Here is a 14,891-nt window from a genome sequence, read left to right on the forward strand (position 1 = left end):
GAGGCTTTCATGGATTCAATGGCCGGCAAGCTGCCGGACGACAGCGACGCCACCCGCCCCTGGTGGGTGGTTTGCCTGTGCGCGCAATGGTGCGGCGTTTGCAACCAATACCGAAGCACGTTTGCGGAACTGGCAAGCCAGTTCCCGCAGATGCGCTTTGTCTGGCTTGATGTCGAGGACCGCGAGGACGTGGCCGGAGATCTGGACATCGAAACCTTCCCCTCGCTGCTGGTGGCCGATGGCGAGCGCGCACGTTTTCTGGGGCCGGTGCTGCCCCAGGCGGGGGTCGTGGCGCGCATGCTGCAGTCATTGGCCCAGGACCCGGGCGCGGCCCCTGCCGATCCCGCCGAGGCGCAGGCCCTCTTGCGGCGGCTCCAGTCGGCGCAGGCGCTGGAGCGCGTTGGCGTCTGAGCCTCGGGCAAGGGCGGGTGGGCCGGCATGAGGCGCCTCGTCCTGTCCCCGCTTTTGTGCGGGGCGGGCTTGGCCTGAAGGTCGTTTGCGGATACAATGGCATATTCACGACCAAACGGGCGGGTACCAACCGCCCTTTTTTTTGGGCGATCTTCGGGCGACCTTCGGGATTGCCATGGGGCTCGGCGCTGTTGGGACATGGCTGCTGCCAATGTTTCAGGGGCGTTCCGGGTCTTTTGTGTTTGCAGGACTGAATTTAAATACACGTGGCACTACAGCAAATCGTTGAACAAACCGTGACAGGTCTGGGCTATGACCTGGTGGAAATAGAACGCTCGGCGGGCGGGCTGTTGCGCGTCACAATTGATTTGCCTTGGCAGCCCCCGGTGGAGGGCGGGCCGGTGGTGCCGGAGCAGTTCGTGACAGTCGAGGACTGCGAGAAGATCACGCGCCAGCTGCAGTTCGCGCTTGAGGTTGATGGCGCAGATTACACGCGCCTTGAGGTCTCCTCCCCTGGTATCGACCGCCCCCTGCGGCACGAGCAGGACTTCACCCGCTTTGTCGGTGAAGTCATCGACCTGACCCTCAAGGAGCCCATCGGCGCCGCCGCTGAAGGGCAGGTCAGCGCCAATCGCAAGAAATTCCGCGGCACGCTGGAGCGTGCCGAAGATGGTGGCTGGCAGATCGTCTGGAGCGACGAGCCACCCGTCAAGCCTGGCCAGAAGGTCAGCAAAAAGCGTGTTCCCGCGCCCCTGCAGGCGCTGGGCTTCACTCTGGAGGAGCTGCGCGAGGCGCGTCTGGCTCCCATCGTGGATTTCAAGGGGCGTTCTGCCAAGCCGGTCTGATCGGAGCAGGCAGGGTACGTCGAATCATTGGGGCAGGAAGGGCACTGCCATCCCCTTCCTGTGTGATTGAAATAGGAGAGTCGTCGCATGAATCGCGAATTGTTGATGTTGGTAGAAGCCATTTCGCGCGAAAAGAACGTGGAGCGCGATCTGGTGTTCGGTGCAGTGGAATCGGCCCTGGCCCAGGCCACCAAGAAGCTGTACCAAGGTGAGGTGGACATCCGCGTGGCCATCGATCGCGATAGCGGTAACTACGACACCTTCCGCCGCTGGCTGGTAGTGCCCGATGATGCGGGCCTGCAAAACCCCGATGCCGAAGAAATGCTGATGGACGCACAGGACCGCGTCCCCGGTATCTCCGAAGGCGAGTACATCGAGGAAGAGATCGAGTCGGTTCCCATCGGCCGCATCGGCGCCATGGCGGCCAAGCAGGTCATCCTGCAAAAGATCCGTGACGCCGAGCGCGAAATGCTGCTCAACGAGTTCCTGTCGCGCGGCGACCGGATCTTCACGGGCACCGTCAAGCGCATGGACAAGGGCGACATCATCGTCGAGGCCGGCCGTGTCGAAGGACGCCTGCGCCGCAACGAGATGATCCCCAAGGAAAACCTGCGCAACGGCGACCGCGTGCGGGCCATGATCATGGAAGTGGACGCCACGCTGCGCGGCGCGCCCATCATCCTGTCGCGCTCGGCGCCCGAGTTCATGGTCGAGTTGTTCCGCAACGAAGTGCCCGAGATCGAGCAGGGCCTGCTGGAGATCAAGAGCTGCGCTCGCGATTCCGGCAGCCGCGCCAAGATCGCCGTGCTCAGCCATGACAAGCGTGTCGATCCCATCGGCACCTGCGTCGGCGTGCGAGGCACCCGTGTCAACGCCGTCACCAATGAACTGGCTGGCGAGCGCGTGGACATCGTGCTGTGGTCCGAAGACCCTGCACAGTTCGTGATCGGCGCGCTGGCTCCGGCCAATGTGTCGTCCATCGTTGTGGACGAGGAAAAGCATGCCATGGACGTGGTGGTTGACGAGGAAAACCTCGCCATCGCCATCGGCCGTGGCGGTCAGAATGTTCGCCTGGCTTCCGAGCTCACCGGCTGGAAGATCAACATCATGGACGCGGCTGAGTCTGCGCAAAAGCAGGCGGACGAGTCCGCTGTTGCGCGCCAGCTGTTCATGGAAAAGCTCGATGTGGACGAGGAAATCGCCAACATCCTCATCGAGGAAGGTTTCGAGACCCTGGAAGAAGTGGCCTATGTGCCGCTGCAGGAAATGCTCGAAATCGAGGCGTTCGACGAAGAGACGGTGAACGAGTTGCGCACCCGGGCGAAAGATGCACTGCTGACGCAGGAAATCGCGCACGAGGAAAACGTGGGCAAAGTGTCGCAGGATCTGCTGACGCTCGAGGGAATGACTCCGGAGATCGTGGACAAGCTGGCCGAGGCCGATGTGCACACCCGAGACGATCTGGCCGATCTGGCCATCGACGAGTTGACCGAGCTGACCGGGCAGACCGAGGAAGAAGCGAAGGCTTTGATCATGAAGGCGCGTGAACACTGGTTCACCGAAGGGCAAGAGTAAGGTCAGGGAGGTTCAGAGCATATATGTCCAGTAATACGGTTGCCGAGTTTGCAAGAGAGCTCAACAAGACCCCTGACACGTTGCTGCAGCAGCTCAAGGCTGCAGGCGTCGCCAAGGACAACGCATCGGATGCGTTGACCGACGGCGACAAGCAGCAACTGCTCAGCCATCTGCAGGCCAGCCACGGAAGTGGCGCCAAGAAGATCACGCTGACCAAACGGTCCACAAGCGAGATCAAGCAGGCCGATTCGTCGGGCCGCGCCCGCACCATACAGGTGGAAGTGCGCAAGAAGCGCACCTTCGTCAAGCGTGACGAGGTCGCCGAGGGCGCCTCCGATCCCGCTGTCGTTGCCGCTGCCCAGGAGCAGCGCGCGGCATCGGAGCGCGAGTCCCAGGATCTGGTGCGCCGCGAAGGGGAAGCACGTCGCCAGGCCGAAATGATCGGCCGCGAGGAGGAAGAATTGGCACAGCAACGCCGTGAGCGCGAAGAGCGCGAACTAGTTCAACAACGCGAACGAGAAGCCGAAGAGCGCGCAAGCGCCTATGCGGCTGCAGAAGCCGCAAAGATCCTCGAGGCCAACCGCGCGAAGCAGGAAGCTTCGCGTGAGCAGGCTGCAGGCCAGGCCGCGCGCGCCGAAGCCCAGGTTGCGGCTCGCGTCAAGGCCGAGGAAGAGTCCAAGGCCCGCGCGGCCGAGGAAGCCGAACGCGCCAAGGATCTGGAAGACCGCCGCCGCAAGGCGCTGGCCGAGGCCGAAGCCATTCGCGCCATGATGGCTGCGCCCAAGAAGGTGCTCGTGGCCAAGAAGCCTGAAGAGCCCAAGCCCGTGGCCAAGCCTGCAGCGCCCGCTGCCGGCGATGCCAAGAAGACCACGCTGCACAAGCCCGCCGGCACGACCACCGGTGGAGCCGGTGCGCGTGCGGGTGCGCCTGCCGGTGCCGGCAAGGAAGTCAAGTCCGCCAAGCTCTCGTCGAGCTGGGCTGGCGATGGCAAGAAGAAGGAAATCAAGACCCGTGGCGACAGCTCCGGTGGCGTGGGTGGCCGTTCCAACTGGCGCGGCGGCCCGCGTGGCGGCCGTCGTGGCAATGACCGTCATGACGGTCAGCACCAGAGCGCGGCAGCGGAATTCCGTGCCATCGAAGTGCACGTGCCCGAGACCATCACCGTGGCCGAACTGGCGCACAAGATGTCGGTCAAGGCGTCCGAGCTGATCAAGGTGCTGATGAAGATGGGCCAGATGGTCACCATCAACCAGCCTCTGGACCAGGACACGGCCATGATCGTGGTCGAGGAAATGGGCCACACGGCCAAGGTCGCCGCGCTGGACGATCCCGAAGCCTTCACGGCCGAGGAAGTGTCCCAGCAGGAAGCTGCCCAGGAGTCGCGTGCTCCCGTGGTCACCGTCATGGGCCACGTGGACCATGGCAAGACCTCGCTGCTGGACTACATCCGCCGCACCAAGGTGGCGTCGGGCGAAGCCGGTGGCATTACCCAGCACATCGGTGCCTACCATGTGACGACGCCCCGCGGCATCGTCACCTTCCTGGATACCCCGGGCCACGAGGCCTTCACGGCCATGCGTGCCCGTGGTGCCCAGGCCACCGACATCGTCATCCTGGTGTGCGCGGCCGACGACGGCGTGATGCCCCAGACCAAGGAAGCCATCAAGCACGCGAAGGCGGCTGGTGTGCCCATCGTGGTTGCCATCACCAAGGCCGACAAGCCCGATGCCAACCTCGACCGCGTCAAGCAAGGCCTGGTGGCCGAGCAGGTGGTGCCTGAAGAGTACGGCGGCGAGTCCCCGTTCATCGCCGTGTCCTCCAAGACCGGCCAGGGCATCGACGAGCTGCTGGAGCAGGTTCTGCTGCAGGCCGAAGTGCTGGAGCTGACCGCTCCCGTGGAAGCCGCTGCCAAGGGCCTGGTCATCGAAGCCCAGCTGGACAAGGGCCGCGGCCCTGTGGCCACGGTGCTGGTGCAGTCCGGTACGCTGAAGGTGGGCGACGTGGTGCTGGCAGGCCAGACCTACGGCCGCGTGCGCGCCATGCTGGACGAAGACGGCAAGCAGACCAAGTCTGCCGGCCCCTCCATCCCGGTGGAAATCCAGGGTCTGTCCGACGTGCCCCAGGCCGGCGACGACTTCATGGTGCTGCAGGACGAGCGTCGTGCCCGCGAAATCGCGACCTACCGCGCCGGCAAGTTCCGCCACACCAAGCTGGCCCGCCAGCAGGCTGCCAAGCTCGAGAACATGTTTGCCGAAATGGGTGCAGGCGAGGTCCAGACCCTGCCCATCATCATCAAGGCCGACATGCAGGGCTCGCAGGAAGCGCTGGGCACATCGCTGCTCAAGCTCTCGACCGACGAGATCCGCGTTCAGCTGGTCTACTCGGGCGTGGGCGGCATCAGCGAGTCCGACGTGAACCTGGCGCTGGCCTCCAAGGCCATCATCATCGGCTTCAACGTCCGGGCCGATGCCCAGGCTCGCAAGACGGCCGAGAGCAACGATGTGGACCTGCGCTACTACAACATCATCTACGACGCAGTCGAAGAGGTGAAGGCAGCCATGTCCGGCATGCTGGCTCCCGAGCGCAAGGAAGAGATCATCGGCATGGCCGAGATCCGCACCGTGTTCGTGGCTTCGAAGATCGGCACCGTGGCCGGCTCGTACATCACGCAAGGCCAGGTCACGCGCAATGCGCATTTCCGCCTGCTGCGCGAGAACGTGGTCATCTACACGGGCGAGATCGAATCGCTCAAGCGCCTGAAGGACGACGTCAAGGAAGTCAAGGAAGGCTTCGAGTGCGGTATCAAGCTCAAGAACTACAACGACATTCGCGAAGGCGACGTGCTCGAAGTGTTCGAGATCAAGGAAATCGCGCGCTCGCTGTAATTCGCCATGGCAACACGCAAGTCCGCTGCGCCGAATCGCAGCTTCAAAGTCTCTGACCAGATCCAGCGTGATCTGGCAGAGCTGATCGCGCGCGAGTTGAAGGACCCGCGCGTGGGCATGGTCACGCTGCAAAGCGTGGAGGTGACTCCGGACTATGCCCACGCCAAGGTCTACTTCAGCCTGCTCGTGGGCGATCCACAGGCGACGCAGGAAGCGTTGAACCAGGCCGCAGGCTTCCTGCGCAATGGCCTGTTCAAGCGCCTGCATATCCACACAGTGCCCACGCTGCACTTCATCTACGACCGCACCTCCGAGCGTGCGGCCGACATGAACGCCTTGATCGCCAAGGCCGTTTCTTCGCGCGGAAAGGAAGAGTAGCCCCATGAACGCGCCACGCACAAGGGTGCAGCGGCGCCCTGTGCATGGGGTGTTGCTACTCGACAAACCGCTGGAGCTGTCCAGCAACGACGCCTTGCAAAAGGTCAAGTGGTTGCTGCGCGCCGAAAAGGCCGGACACACCGGCACGCTGGACCCGTTGGCCACCGGCGTGCTGCCGCTGTGCTTCGGTGCGGCGACCAAGTTCAGCCAGTTGCAGCTTGAAGCTGCCAAGACCTATGAGGCGATTGCGCGCCTGGGCCAGACCACGACCACGGCCGATGCCGAGGGCGAGGTGCTGCGCGAGCGCGCCGTTGACCTCGCCGCCCTCACGGCCGAGCGATTGGCCGCCGTGCAGGCGCAGTTCACGGGTGCGATCCGGCAGGTGCCACCCATGTACAGCGCCCTCAAGAAGGACGGCAAGGCTCTCTATGAATATGCGCGTGCCGGCATCGAAGTCGAGCGCCCGGCGCGCGAAGTGACAATCCACGCACTGGAGCTTTCGCTGACGCAAGACAGCGAAGGGCTGCCTGCGATCCGGATGCTGGTGACCTGCAGCAAGGGCACCTACATCCGCACGCTGGCCGAGGACGTGGGCGAGGCCCTGGGCTGCGGCGCGCACCTGCGCGCGCTGCGCCGTATCGACACCGGGGGGCTGGGTGTCGAGCGCTGTATCTCGCTGGAGGCGCTGGCCGCCATGGGCGAGGGCGAGCGTCTGCAGCAGTTGCAGCCTGTCGACGCCCTGCTGGCCAGCCACACGGCTGTCACGCTGGGCGAGCAAGATGCGGCCCGTTTTCTCACGGGCCTGCCCCGCAAGGGCGCTTGGGCCGATGCCGAGGCGGTGGCTGTGTATGGCGAGAACCCACAGGCTCTGCTGGGAGTGGGGCGCGTGGTGCGTGGGGAACTGATCCCCGGGCGCCTGCTCAGTTCACTGGAAATTCAACAGATTTTGGAAGACACGCCGCGCCCATGACGCAGCGGCAATGGGAAAACACTATGAGCAAACAAATCCGCAATATCGCGATCATCGCCCACGTGGACCACGGCAAAACCACCATGGTGGACCAGCTGCTGCGCCAATCCGGAACCTTCGCCGAGCACGAGAAAGTCGTGGACACGGTGATGGACAACAACGCCATCGAACGCGAGCGTGGCATCACCATCCTGGCCAAGAACTGCGCCGTGAGCTGGAACGAGACGCACATCAACATCCTCGACACACCCGGCCACGCGGACTTCGGCGGTGAAGTGGAGCGTGCCCTGTCCATGGTGGACGGCGTGGTGCTGCTGATCGACGCGCAGGAAGGCCCCATGCCCCAGACGCGCTTCGTGACCAAGAAGGCACTGGCCCTGGGCCTGAAGCCCATCCTCGTGGTCAACAAGGTGGACAAGCCCGGTGCGCGTCCCGACTACGTGGTCAACGCCGCCTTCGACCTGTTCGACAAGCTGGGTGCCACCGACGAGCAGCTGGACTTCCCCGTGGTGTACGCCTCGGGCATCAACGGCTGGACCTCGCTGGAAGAAGGCGCTCCCGGCGAACAGTGGGGCCCCGACATGTCGGCCCTGTTCGACACCATCCTGAAGCACGTTCCCGCCGTCAAGGGCGATCCTGCCGCTCCGCTGCAGATGCAGATCTCGGCGCTGGACTACTCCACCTTCGTGGGCCGTATCGGCGTGGGCCGCATCACCTCCGGCACGCTCAAGCCTTCGACCGACGTGCTGGTCATGGAAGGTCCTGACGGCAAGAGCTACAAGGGCCGCATCAACCAGGTTCTGAAGTTCCAGGGCATTGACCGCGTGCAGGTGACCGAAGCCGGTCCCAGCGACATCGTGCTGGTCAACGGCATTGCCGACCTGGGCATGGGCGTCACGCTGACCGACCCGCTGAACCCCCAGCCGCTGCCGATGCTCAAGATCGACGAGCCCACGCTGACCATGAACTTCTGCGTCAACACCTCGCCGCTGGCAGGTCGTGAAGGCAAGTTCGTGACCAGCCGCCAGATCTGGGACCGCCTGCAAAAGGAACTGCGTTCCAACGTGGCCCTGCGCGTCAAGGAAACCGACGAAGACGGCATCTTCGAAGTGTCGGGCCGCGGCGAACTGCACCTGACCATCCTGCTGGAAGAAATGCGCCGTGAAGGCTACGAGCTGGCCGTGTCCAAGCCCCGCGTGGTCTACCGCGACGTGGACGGCGTGCGCCACGAGCCTATCGAGCTGGTGACGGCCGACATCGAAGAAGGCCACCAGGGTGGCGTGATGCAGGCCCTGGGCGAGCGCAAGGGCGAGCTGGTCAACATGGAACCCGATGGCCGTGGCCGCGTGCGCCTGGAGTACCGCATTCCTGCGCGTGGCCTGATCGGCTTCACCAACGAATTCCTGAACCTGACCCGTGGTTCCGGCCTGATCTCCAACATCTTCGACAGCTACGAGCCGCACAAGGGCGAAATCGGCGGCCGCAAGAACGGTGTGCTGATCTCCATGGACGAAGGCGAAATCTTCACCTACGCCCTGGGCAAGCTGGACGACCGTGGCCGCATGTTCGTCAAGGCCAACGATCCCGTGTACGAAGGCATGATCATCGGCATCCACAGCCGTGACAACGACCTGGTGGTCAACGCCACGCGTACCAAGCAGCTGACCAACTTCCGCGTGTCCGGCAAGGAAGATGCCATCAAGATCACGCCCCCGATCGACCTGTCGCTGGAATACGCGGTGGAATTCATCGAGGACGACGAGCTGGTGGAAATCACCCCCAAGAGCATCCGCGTTCGCAAGCGCCACCTGTCCGAGAACGAGCGCAAGCGCGCTTCGCGCGGCGCATAAGCGCTGTTGCGACCAGGGCGCACGCAAGCCGCATGGCTTCACCGCCCTGACTGTCAAAGGCCGCATCTGCGGCCTTTGTCTTTTTGGCGCGCCGCTCTCAGGTGTGCCGGCGCAACGGCAAAGGAACTGCTGCTGCTGTTGCTTGCTACTGCTTGCTACTGCAGCTGCAGCAGCAACTCGCGCAGGCGCTGCCCGGCCGCTGCGCTTTGCTGCGGATTGAGCGCCAGGGCCAGGCCGATGGAGGGCAGGTTCTCGGTATCTGCCAGCGCGCGGAACACCACCCCCGGCGTGCTGCCCTTGGCCACCACCGCTGGCACCAGCGCCACGCCCAGGCCTGCGCCCACCAGGCTGACCAGGGTCTGCGCCTGCACGGCATGCTGCTTGACCTGGGGCATGAAGCCCGCGTTCTGGCAGGCCAGCACCACCAGCGCATGCAGGCCGGGCACCTCGCTGGGGCGGTAGTTGATGAAGGGCTGGTCCGCCAGGTCCCGCAGCCGCAAGGCGGGCCGCTGCAGCAGCGGGTTGCCTTCGGGCAGCACGGCCACCAGCTCGTCCTTTTCCACGGGCGTGATGGACAGCTCGGTGGCCTGCGTCACCGGGTAGCGCAGCAGGCCGGCATCGAAATCGCCGCTGGCCACCTGCGCGCAGATCTCGCGCGTGGTCGATTCGGTCAGCACCAGGTCGATCAGCGGATATTCGCTGCGAAAGGCCTGCACCAGCCGCGGAATCAACGAGAACGTGGCCGAGCCTATGAAGCCTATGTGCAGCCGTCCGCGCTCACCGCCGGCCGTGGCGCGCGAGACCTCCTGCATCTGGCGTGCATGGTGCAGGGCCAGCTCGGCACTTTCCAGGGCCGCTAGGCCTGCCTCGGTCAGCGCCGTGCCCCGGCGGTCGCGCTGGAAGAGCTGCACGCCCAGGCTGTCTTCCAGCCGGCGTATGGATTGGGACAGCGGCGGCTGCGACATGTGCAGCTGCTCGGCCGCCTGCCGGTAGTTGAGCGTGCGGGCCAGGGTGACGAAGTGACGCAGTTGGCGCAGGTCCATTGATATCTACCGTGTATCAGAGATGCTGAATTAAGTCTTAGACGCAGCTTTGAAGATATCAAATACTGGCTCCCTGAAGCAACATGGAGACCACAGTGCAGGCTGCGTTGACAGGGATTCGGGTGCTGGATCTGTCCAGCGTGGTGTTCGGGCCGCTGGCCAGCCAGGTGCTGGCCGACTACGGCGCCGAAGTCATCAAGATCGAGCCGCCGGCCGGCGACTCCACGCGCCATACCGGCCCGGCCGTGGAGCCCGGCATGGCAGCCATGTTCATGGGCACCAACCGCAGCAAGAAGAGCGTGGTGCTGGACCTCAAGCGGGAAGAGTCGCGCCAGGCCCTGCATGCGCTGCTGGCCACGGCCGATGTGTTCATGCACAGCATGCGGCCGCAAAAGCTGGCCCCGCTGGGCCTGGACCCCGCAACGCTGCGCGAGCGCTATCCGCGCCTGGTCTATGCAGGCCTGCATGGCTTTGGCGAGGACGGTCCCTATGCGGGCATGCCCGCCTACGACGACGTCATCCAGGGCATGAGCGGCCTGGCCGACCTGATGGAACGCCAGACGGGCGAGGCGCGCTACCTGCCCACCATTGCGGCCGACAAGACCTGCGCCCTGGTGGCCGCGCATGCCGTGCTGGCGGCGCTGTTCCAGCGCGAGCGCAGCGGCCATGGCTGCTTTGTGGAAGTGCCCATGTACGAGACCATGGTGGGCTTCAATCTGGTCGAGCATTTCTACGGCATGCACTTCAGCCCCGCGCTCAGCGGCGCAGGCTACCCGCGCGTGATGGCGCCCTGGCGCAAGCCCTACCGAACGCTGGACGGCCACGTCTGCATGATGCCGTACACCGATGCGCACTGGCAGCGCTTCTTCGCCGCCGTGGGCCAGCCGCAGCTGGCCCTGGATGCGCGCTTTGCCAGCCAGGCCAGCCGCACGGCCCACATCGCCGAGCTGCTGGAGACCGCGGGCGAGCATGTGGCGCTGCACGGCACCCAGTACTGGCTGGACACCTGCCAGCGCCTGGAGATTCCCGCCGCCCCCGTGGCGCGCATGGACGATCTGCCCGCCGATCCACACCTGCAGGCCACGGAGTTCTTCGTGCCGCTGGAGGACCCCGCCATGGGCACCGTGCACCTGCCTCGCTCCTCCGTGCGCATGGATGGCCGGCAGGCCCCCATGGGCATGCCACCGCGCCTTGGCGAGCACACGGCGGCGCTGCTGGCCCAGGCGGGCTGGAGCGCCGAGCGCATCGCCGGCCTGCAGATCACGCAACAGGAGACATGAGATGACAGTGAACACCCCGCAGCCCCACCCTGGTGCCGCCTGGAACGCCGTGCCCCGCATGGGCCAGGGCTTTTTCTGGCAGGACCTGCAGGTTGGCCAGCAGCTGCGCACCTTCCGCCGCACCGTGACCGAGTCCGACCTGGTCGCCTTCATCAATGCCACGGGCATGCTGGAGGCCATCTTCATCGAGGAGGGCTACGACGGCGGCGCCATTGCCGGCCGCCCCGTGCCGGGCGCCATGACCTATGCGCTGATCGAAGGCTTCATCCTGCAAAGCATGATCCAGGGCACGGGCCTGGCCATGCTGGAGCTGCACCAGAAGATCCTCGGCCCCGTGCTGGTGGGCGACACCATCGAGGCGCTGGTCGAAGTCACCGCCATCAAGCCCACCTCCAAGGGCAACCGCGCCGTCGTCACCTCGCGCATCGAGGTCTTCAACCAGGGCCACCAGAAGGTCATGGAATACACGGCCGTGCGCCTGCTGGCCGGGCGCAGCTAGGCGGCCACAAGCATTCCCATAACGACATCAGGAGACAAAAGCATGGACAAGCAGATCGACAAGGCGGCCCGCAATAGAAGGCGCCGCATGGCGCTGGTCACCCTGGCGGCCCCTATTGCGGCGGCGGTGGCGGTGGGGGCGGCACTGCCCGGCGCCGCTCTGGCGCAGCAGCCCTGGCCCAGCAAACCCATCACGATGGTCGTGCCCTTCCCGCCGGGCGGTCCCACCGACCTGGTGGCGCGCGTGCTGGCCCAGCAGGTCGGCCAGCAACTGGGCCAGACCGTGATCGTGGACAACCGGCCCGGAGCCAATGGCAACATCGGCAATGCCCTGGTGGCCAAGGCTGCGCCCGATGGCTATACCGTGCTCTACAACACCTCGTCCATTGCGCTGAGCCCGTCGCTTTACAAGAAGATGAGCTACGACGTGGGCAAGGACCTGATGCCCGTTGCGCTGACGGCCGTGGTGCCGCTGGGCCTGGTGGTCAACCCCAAGCTGCCGGTGAAGAACGTGCAGGAGTTCGTGCGCCATGCCAGGGACAAGGCCGGCCAGCTGTCCTATGGCTCGGCCGGCAACGGCAACGTCACCCACCTGGCGGCCTTCCAGGTCGTGCAGCACTACCAGATCGAGGCCAGCCACGTGCCCTACAAGGGCAGCGCGCCGGCCGACGTGGATCTGGTCGCCGGGCAGATCGACTTCATGACCGACACCATCAACTCGGTCGCTCCCTTCATCAAGGAAGGGCGGCTCAAGCTGCTGGCCGTGAGTTCCTCCAAGCGCCTGCCCAACTTCCCCGATGCACCCACGCTGGCCGAAAGCGGCATGTCCGGCTTCGAGGCCGGGGCCTGGCAGGGCGTGATGGTGCCGGCCAAAACGCCGGCCGCCATCATCCAGCGGCTCAACCAGGAGCTGATGCGCGCGCTCAAGGACCCGGGCGTGGTCGAGAAGCTGCAGCTGCAGGGCGCCGAAGGCCTGGGCTCCACGCCCGAGGAATACGGCGCCTACATCCGCAGCGAGATCAAGCGCTGGGCCGGCGTGGTCAAGAGCACGGGCGTCTCTCTGGACTGAGTGCGGGACGTTGCGGCGCCTGTCGCGCAGTTGCGCATATTGGCACCTGTTTGTCAGGGGCGGGCGCGGTTTTTCAGCTATGGTTGCGGCTCATTGCCCCGGGCTGCCGGGGCAGGGCATGCATAGCAACAAGGAGCAAGATATGACGGGAGCTGCCGGCGAAGTCCTCAGCGAAGTGCGGGGCCGCATGGGCATGATCACCTTGAACCGGGCCAAGGCGCTGAATGCGCTGTCGCTGGGCATGGTGCGCGATCTGCTGGCCACCCTGCTGGCCTGGCAAAAGGATGAGCAGGTGCTGGCCGTGGCCATCCGAGGCATGGGCAAGGAGGGGGTCTTCGGCGCCTTCTGCGCGGGCGGGGACATCCGCTTCCTGCATGGCGCGGGCAGCATGGGCAATCCGCAGCTGGAGGACTTCTTCACAGAGGAGTACGCGCTCAACCACCTGATCCACACCTTTGGCAAGCCCTACATCGCCTTCATGGACGGCATCGTCATGGGCGGCGGCATGGGCATCAGCCAGGGCGGCACGTTGCGCATCGTCACCGAGCGCACCAAGATGGCCATGCCCGAGACGGCCATCGGCCTGTTCCCCGATGTGGGTGGCGGCTACTTCCTCTCGCGCTGCCCGGGTCACGCGGGTGAGTGGCTGGCGCTGACGGGCGACGTGATCGGCGCGGCCGATGCGCTGGACTTCGGCCTGGCCGATGGCTACCTGCCATCGGACCAGCAGCCTGCGCTGTGGGACGCGCTGGCCGCCGGCAGCTTTGCCGATGCAGCGGCCATCGAGGCCCTGGTGAAGTCGAAGTTCACGGCCCCGGCCAAGCCGGCGGCCCAGCCCCGCGCCGAGATCGACCGCGTGTTCGCCCTGCCCACGGTGGCTGCCATGGTGCAGGCGCTGGAAGCGGCGGATGGCGAGTGGGCCCGGCACACGGCAGCCACGCTGCGCAAGCGCTCGCCCCTGATGCTGCACGTGGTGCTGGAGCAGATCCGCCGCGCGCGCGGCATGACGCTGGCCCAGGACCTGCGCATGGAGCGCGACATGGTGCGCCACTGCTTCTACCTGCGCCCGGGCCAGAGCGAGACCATCGAAGGCATACGCGCACTGGCCGTGGACAAGGACCACCACCCGCGCTGGAACCCCGCGCGCATCGAGGAGGTGCAGGACGCGCAATGGCGTGCCTTCTTTGACAGCCCCTGGCCTGCGCATTCGCATCCGCTGGCGGCGCTGGACTGATCGCGGCGCAGAGCGTTCAGCGTTCAAGCTTCCAAAAGGCCATCCGGCGCCATGCCGGGTGGCCTTTTTTCATTCAACGATCCGCAGGCTCCATGCTGCAGGCTTGGCCGGCAAGCAGCCGGACCGCATGCTCTATGCGCGGCCCCGGGTCCCATTCGGGCACGGGCGGCGTCAGGCCCAGGGCCATTTGCCGCAGCGGCTCGGCAATGACCATGGACAGCAGCAGGTCGCAGACGACTTCGGGCTGTTCGGCCCGCAGCAACCCCTTGCTGCACTGGCGCCGCAGCCAGTCCACCAGCATGCCGCGGCCGCGCTCTATGCCGTTGCGCTGGTAGACCTCCAGCAGCTCGGGCTTGGCGGGGAAATCGGTGGTGAGCAGGCGGAACATGCCCACTGCCTCGGCCGACAGCACGCGCGCGGCAATCACGCGCAGGATCTCGGCCAGCGCTGGCGCCACCTCTGAGGCCGATCGCGCATCGGCCGACAGGGCAGGGCGGAAACCGTCGGTCCAGCCGCGCACCACCAGGGCCACCAGATCCTCGCGGTTGGCGGCAAAGCGGTAGAGCGTCTTCTTGGCCAGCCCCGCGCGCCTGGCCACGGCTTCCATGGTGGTGGCGGCATAGCCTTCGTTGAGCAAGAGCCAGGTGGCGGCGGCCAGGGCGGCATCGTTGGCCTCGTGCTCGGGCCGGGCCGGCCGGCCGCGCGGCCGGGGGGCCGCAGGAGTGATTTCGGATTCCATTGGTTTTCTTGTCGTTCCGTTCGGTGTTGTGCAGGGTCGGGCCTAGTTGTGCAGCATTTTGTTACCCGGCAGGGATTATCCAATTTTTTGGAAACGTTGTTCGTTTCTTTAATA

At 65.4% G+C, this 14,891-nt stretch carries 13 protein-coding genes; 11 read left to right on the top strand and 2 right to left on the bottom strand.

Translation table 11 applies throughout. The features are described 5' to 3' along the window. The first annotated feature begins 9 nt into the window (after window positions 1-9). The 7 genes from BO996_RS13890 (at window position 10) to typA (ending at window position 8,914) form a co-directional block, all read left to right on the top strand. Window positions 10-411 (top strand): thioredoxin family protein, encoded by a 402-nt coding sequence (locus BO996_RS13890; RefSeq protein ID WP_013803038.1) that lies wholly within the window; start codon window positions 10-12, stop codon window positions 409-411. Window positions 412-677: 266 nt separating this feature from the next. Next, window positions 678-1,256 (top strand): ribosome maturation factor RimP, encoded by a 579-nt coding sequence (gene rimP, locus BO996_RS13895; protein ID WP_012204832.1) that lies wholly within the window; start codon window positions 678-680, stop codon window positions 1,254-1,256. An 87-nt stretch (window positions 1,257-1,343) separates the two neighbouring features. Beyond that, a complete protein-coding gene (gene nusA / locus BO996_RS13900) occupies window positions 1,344-2,831 on the top strand; it encodes a transcription termination factor NusA (RefSeq protein WP_012204833.1) in 1,488 nt (495 codons plus the stop codon). 23 nt (window positions 2,832-2,854) lie between these two features. Further along, window positions 2,855-5,716, top strand: coding sequence for a translation initiation factor IF-2 (gene infB, locus BO996_RS13905; protein WP_034392162.1), 2,862 nt, complete (start codon window positions 2,855-2,857; stop codon window positions 5,714-5,716). 6 nt (window positions 5,717-5,722) lie between these two features. After that, window positions 5,723-6,094, top strand: a complete 372-nt coding sequence (gene rbfA / locus BO996_RS13910; RefSeq protein ID WP_012204835.1) for a 30S ribosome-binding factor RbfA — start codon at window positions 5,723-5,725, stop codon at window positions 6,092-6,094. Window positions 6,095-6,098: 4 nt separating this feature from the next. After that, window positions 6,099-7,064 carry a tRNA pseudouridine(55) synthase TruB gene (gene truB / locus BO996_RS13915; RefSeq protein ID WP_012204836.1) on the top strand — a complete coding sequence of 322 codons (966 nt, stop codon included), beginning with the start codon at window positions 6,099-6,101 and terminating at the stop codon, window positions 7,062-7,064. Between the two features lie 23 nt (window positions 7,065-7,087). Continuing rightward, window positions 7,088-8,914, top strand: coding sequence for a translational GTPase TypA (gene typA, locus BO996_RS13920; protein ID WP_034398352.1), 1,827 nt, complete (start codon window positions 7,088-7,090; stop codon window positions 8,912-8,914). A gap of 155 nt (window positions 8,915-9,069) precedes the next feature. Here typA and BO996_RS13925 read toward each other — a convergent pair whose 3' ends face one another. Then, window positions 9,070-9,957 (bottom strand): LysR family transcriptional regulator, encoded by an 888-nt coding sequence (locus BO996_RS13925; RefSeq protein ID WP_043823541.1) that lies wholly within the window; start codon window positions 9,955-9,957, stop codon window positions 9,070-9,072. Window positions 9,958-10,040: 83 nt separating this feature from the next. Between BO996_RS13925 and BO996_RS13930 the strand changes: the two genes are divergently transcribed. The 4 genes from BO996_RS13930 (at window position 10,041) to BO996_RS13945 (ending at window position 14,038) form a co-directional block, all read left to right on the top strand. Further along, complete coding sequence (locus BO996_RS13930) at window positions 10,041-11,237, top strand: CaiB/BaiF CoA transferase family protein (protein WP_071955083.1); 1,197 nt, start codon at window positions 10,041-10,043, stop codon at window positions 11,235-11,237. A gap of 1 nt (window position 11,238) precedes the next feature. Further along, window positions 11,239-11,736, top strand: coding sequence for a MaoC family dehydratase (locus BO996_RS13935; RefSeq protein WP_013803034.1), 498 nt, complete (start codon window positions 11,239-11,241; stop codon window positions 11,734-11,736). Between the two features lie 42 nt (window positions 11,737-11,778). Then, the gene (locus tag BO996_RS13940; RefSeq protein WP_071955085.1) at window positions 11,779-12,804 is read left to right on the top strand and encodes a Bug family tripartite tricarboxylate transporter substrate binding protein; all 1,026 of its coding nucleotides are present in this window, start codon (window positions 11,779-11,781) and stop codon (window positions 12,802-12,804) included. A 142-nt stretch (window positions 12,805-12,946) separates the two neighbouring features. After that, a complete protein-coding gene (locus tag BO996_RS13945; protein ID WP_071955087.1) occupies window positions 12,947-14,038 on the top strand; it encodes an enoyl-CoA hydratase/isomerase family protein in 1,092 nt (363 codons plus the stop codon). Window positions 14,039-14,111: 73 nt separating this feature from the next. Here the strand turns inward: BO996_RS13945 and BO996_RS13950 are convergent, their stop codons facing one another. After that, window positions 14,112-14,777, bottom strand: a complete 666-nt coding sequence (locus BO996_RS13950) for a TetR/AcrR family transcriptional regulator (protein WP_071955089.1) — start codon at window positions 14,775-14,777, stop codon at window positions 14,112-14,114. Window positions 14,778-14,891 lie beyond the last annotated feature (114 nt).

This window comes from Delftia sp. HK171, from assembly GCF_001886655.1.
GTDB classification, from domain to species: domain Bacteria; phylum Pseudomonadota; class Gammaproteobacteria; order Burkholderiales; family Burkholderiaceae_C; genus Comamonas; species Comamonas acidovorans.

Bases quoted from the DNA above. Each gene is read 5' to 3' on its own strand.
- BO996_RS13890 (WP_013803038.1), top strand. From the start codon at position 10: ATGGATTCAATGGCCGGCAAGCTGCCGGACGACAGCGACGCCACCCGC.
- nusA (WP_012204833.1), top strand. From the start codon at position 1,344: ATGAATCGCGAATTGTTGATGTTGGTAGAAGCCATTTCGCGCGAAAAG.
- infB (WP_034392162.1), top strand. From the start codon at position 2,855: ATGTCCAGTAATACGGTTGCCGAGTTTGCAAGAGAGCTCAACAAGACC.
- rbfA (WP_012204835.1), top strand. From the start codon at position 5,723: ATGGCAACACGCAAGTCCGCTGCGCCGAATCGCAGCTTCAAAGTCTCT.
- truB (WP_012204836.1), top strand. From the start codon at position 6,099: ATGAACGCGCCACGCACAAGGGTGCAGCGGCGCCCTGTGCATGGGGTG.
- typA (WP_034398352.1), top strand. From the start codon at position 7,088: ATGAGCAAACAAATCCGCAATATCGCGATCATCGCCCACGTGGACCAC.
- BO996_RS13925 (WP_043823541.1), bottom strand. From the start codon at position 9,957: ATGGACCTGCGCCAACTGCGTCACTTCGTCACCCTGGCCCGCACGCTC.
- BO996_RS13930 (WP_071955083.1), top strand. From the start codon at position 10,041: ATGGAGACCACAGTGCAGGCTGCGTTGACAGGGATTCGGGTGCTGGAT.
- BO996_RS13935 (WP_013803034.1), top strand. From the start codon at position 11,239: ATGACAGTGAACACCCCGCAGCCCCACCCTGGTGCCGCCTGGAACGCC.
- BO996_RS13940 (WP_071955085.1), top strand. From the start codon at position 11,779: ATGGACAAGCAGATCGACAAGGCGGCCCGCAATAGAAGGCGCCGCATG.
- BO996_RS13945 (WP_071955087.1), top strand. From the start codon at position 12,947: ATGACGGGAGCTGCCGGCGAAGTCCTCAGCGAAGTGCGGGGCCGCATG.
- BO996_RS13950 (WP_071955089.1), bottom strand. From the start codon at position 14,777: ATGGAATCCGAAATCACTCCTGCGGCCCCCCGGCCGCGCGGCCGGCCG.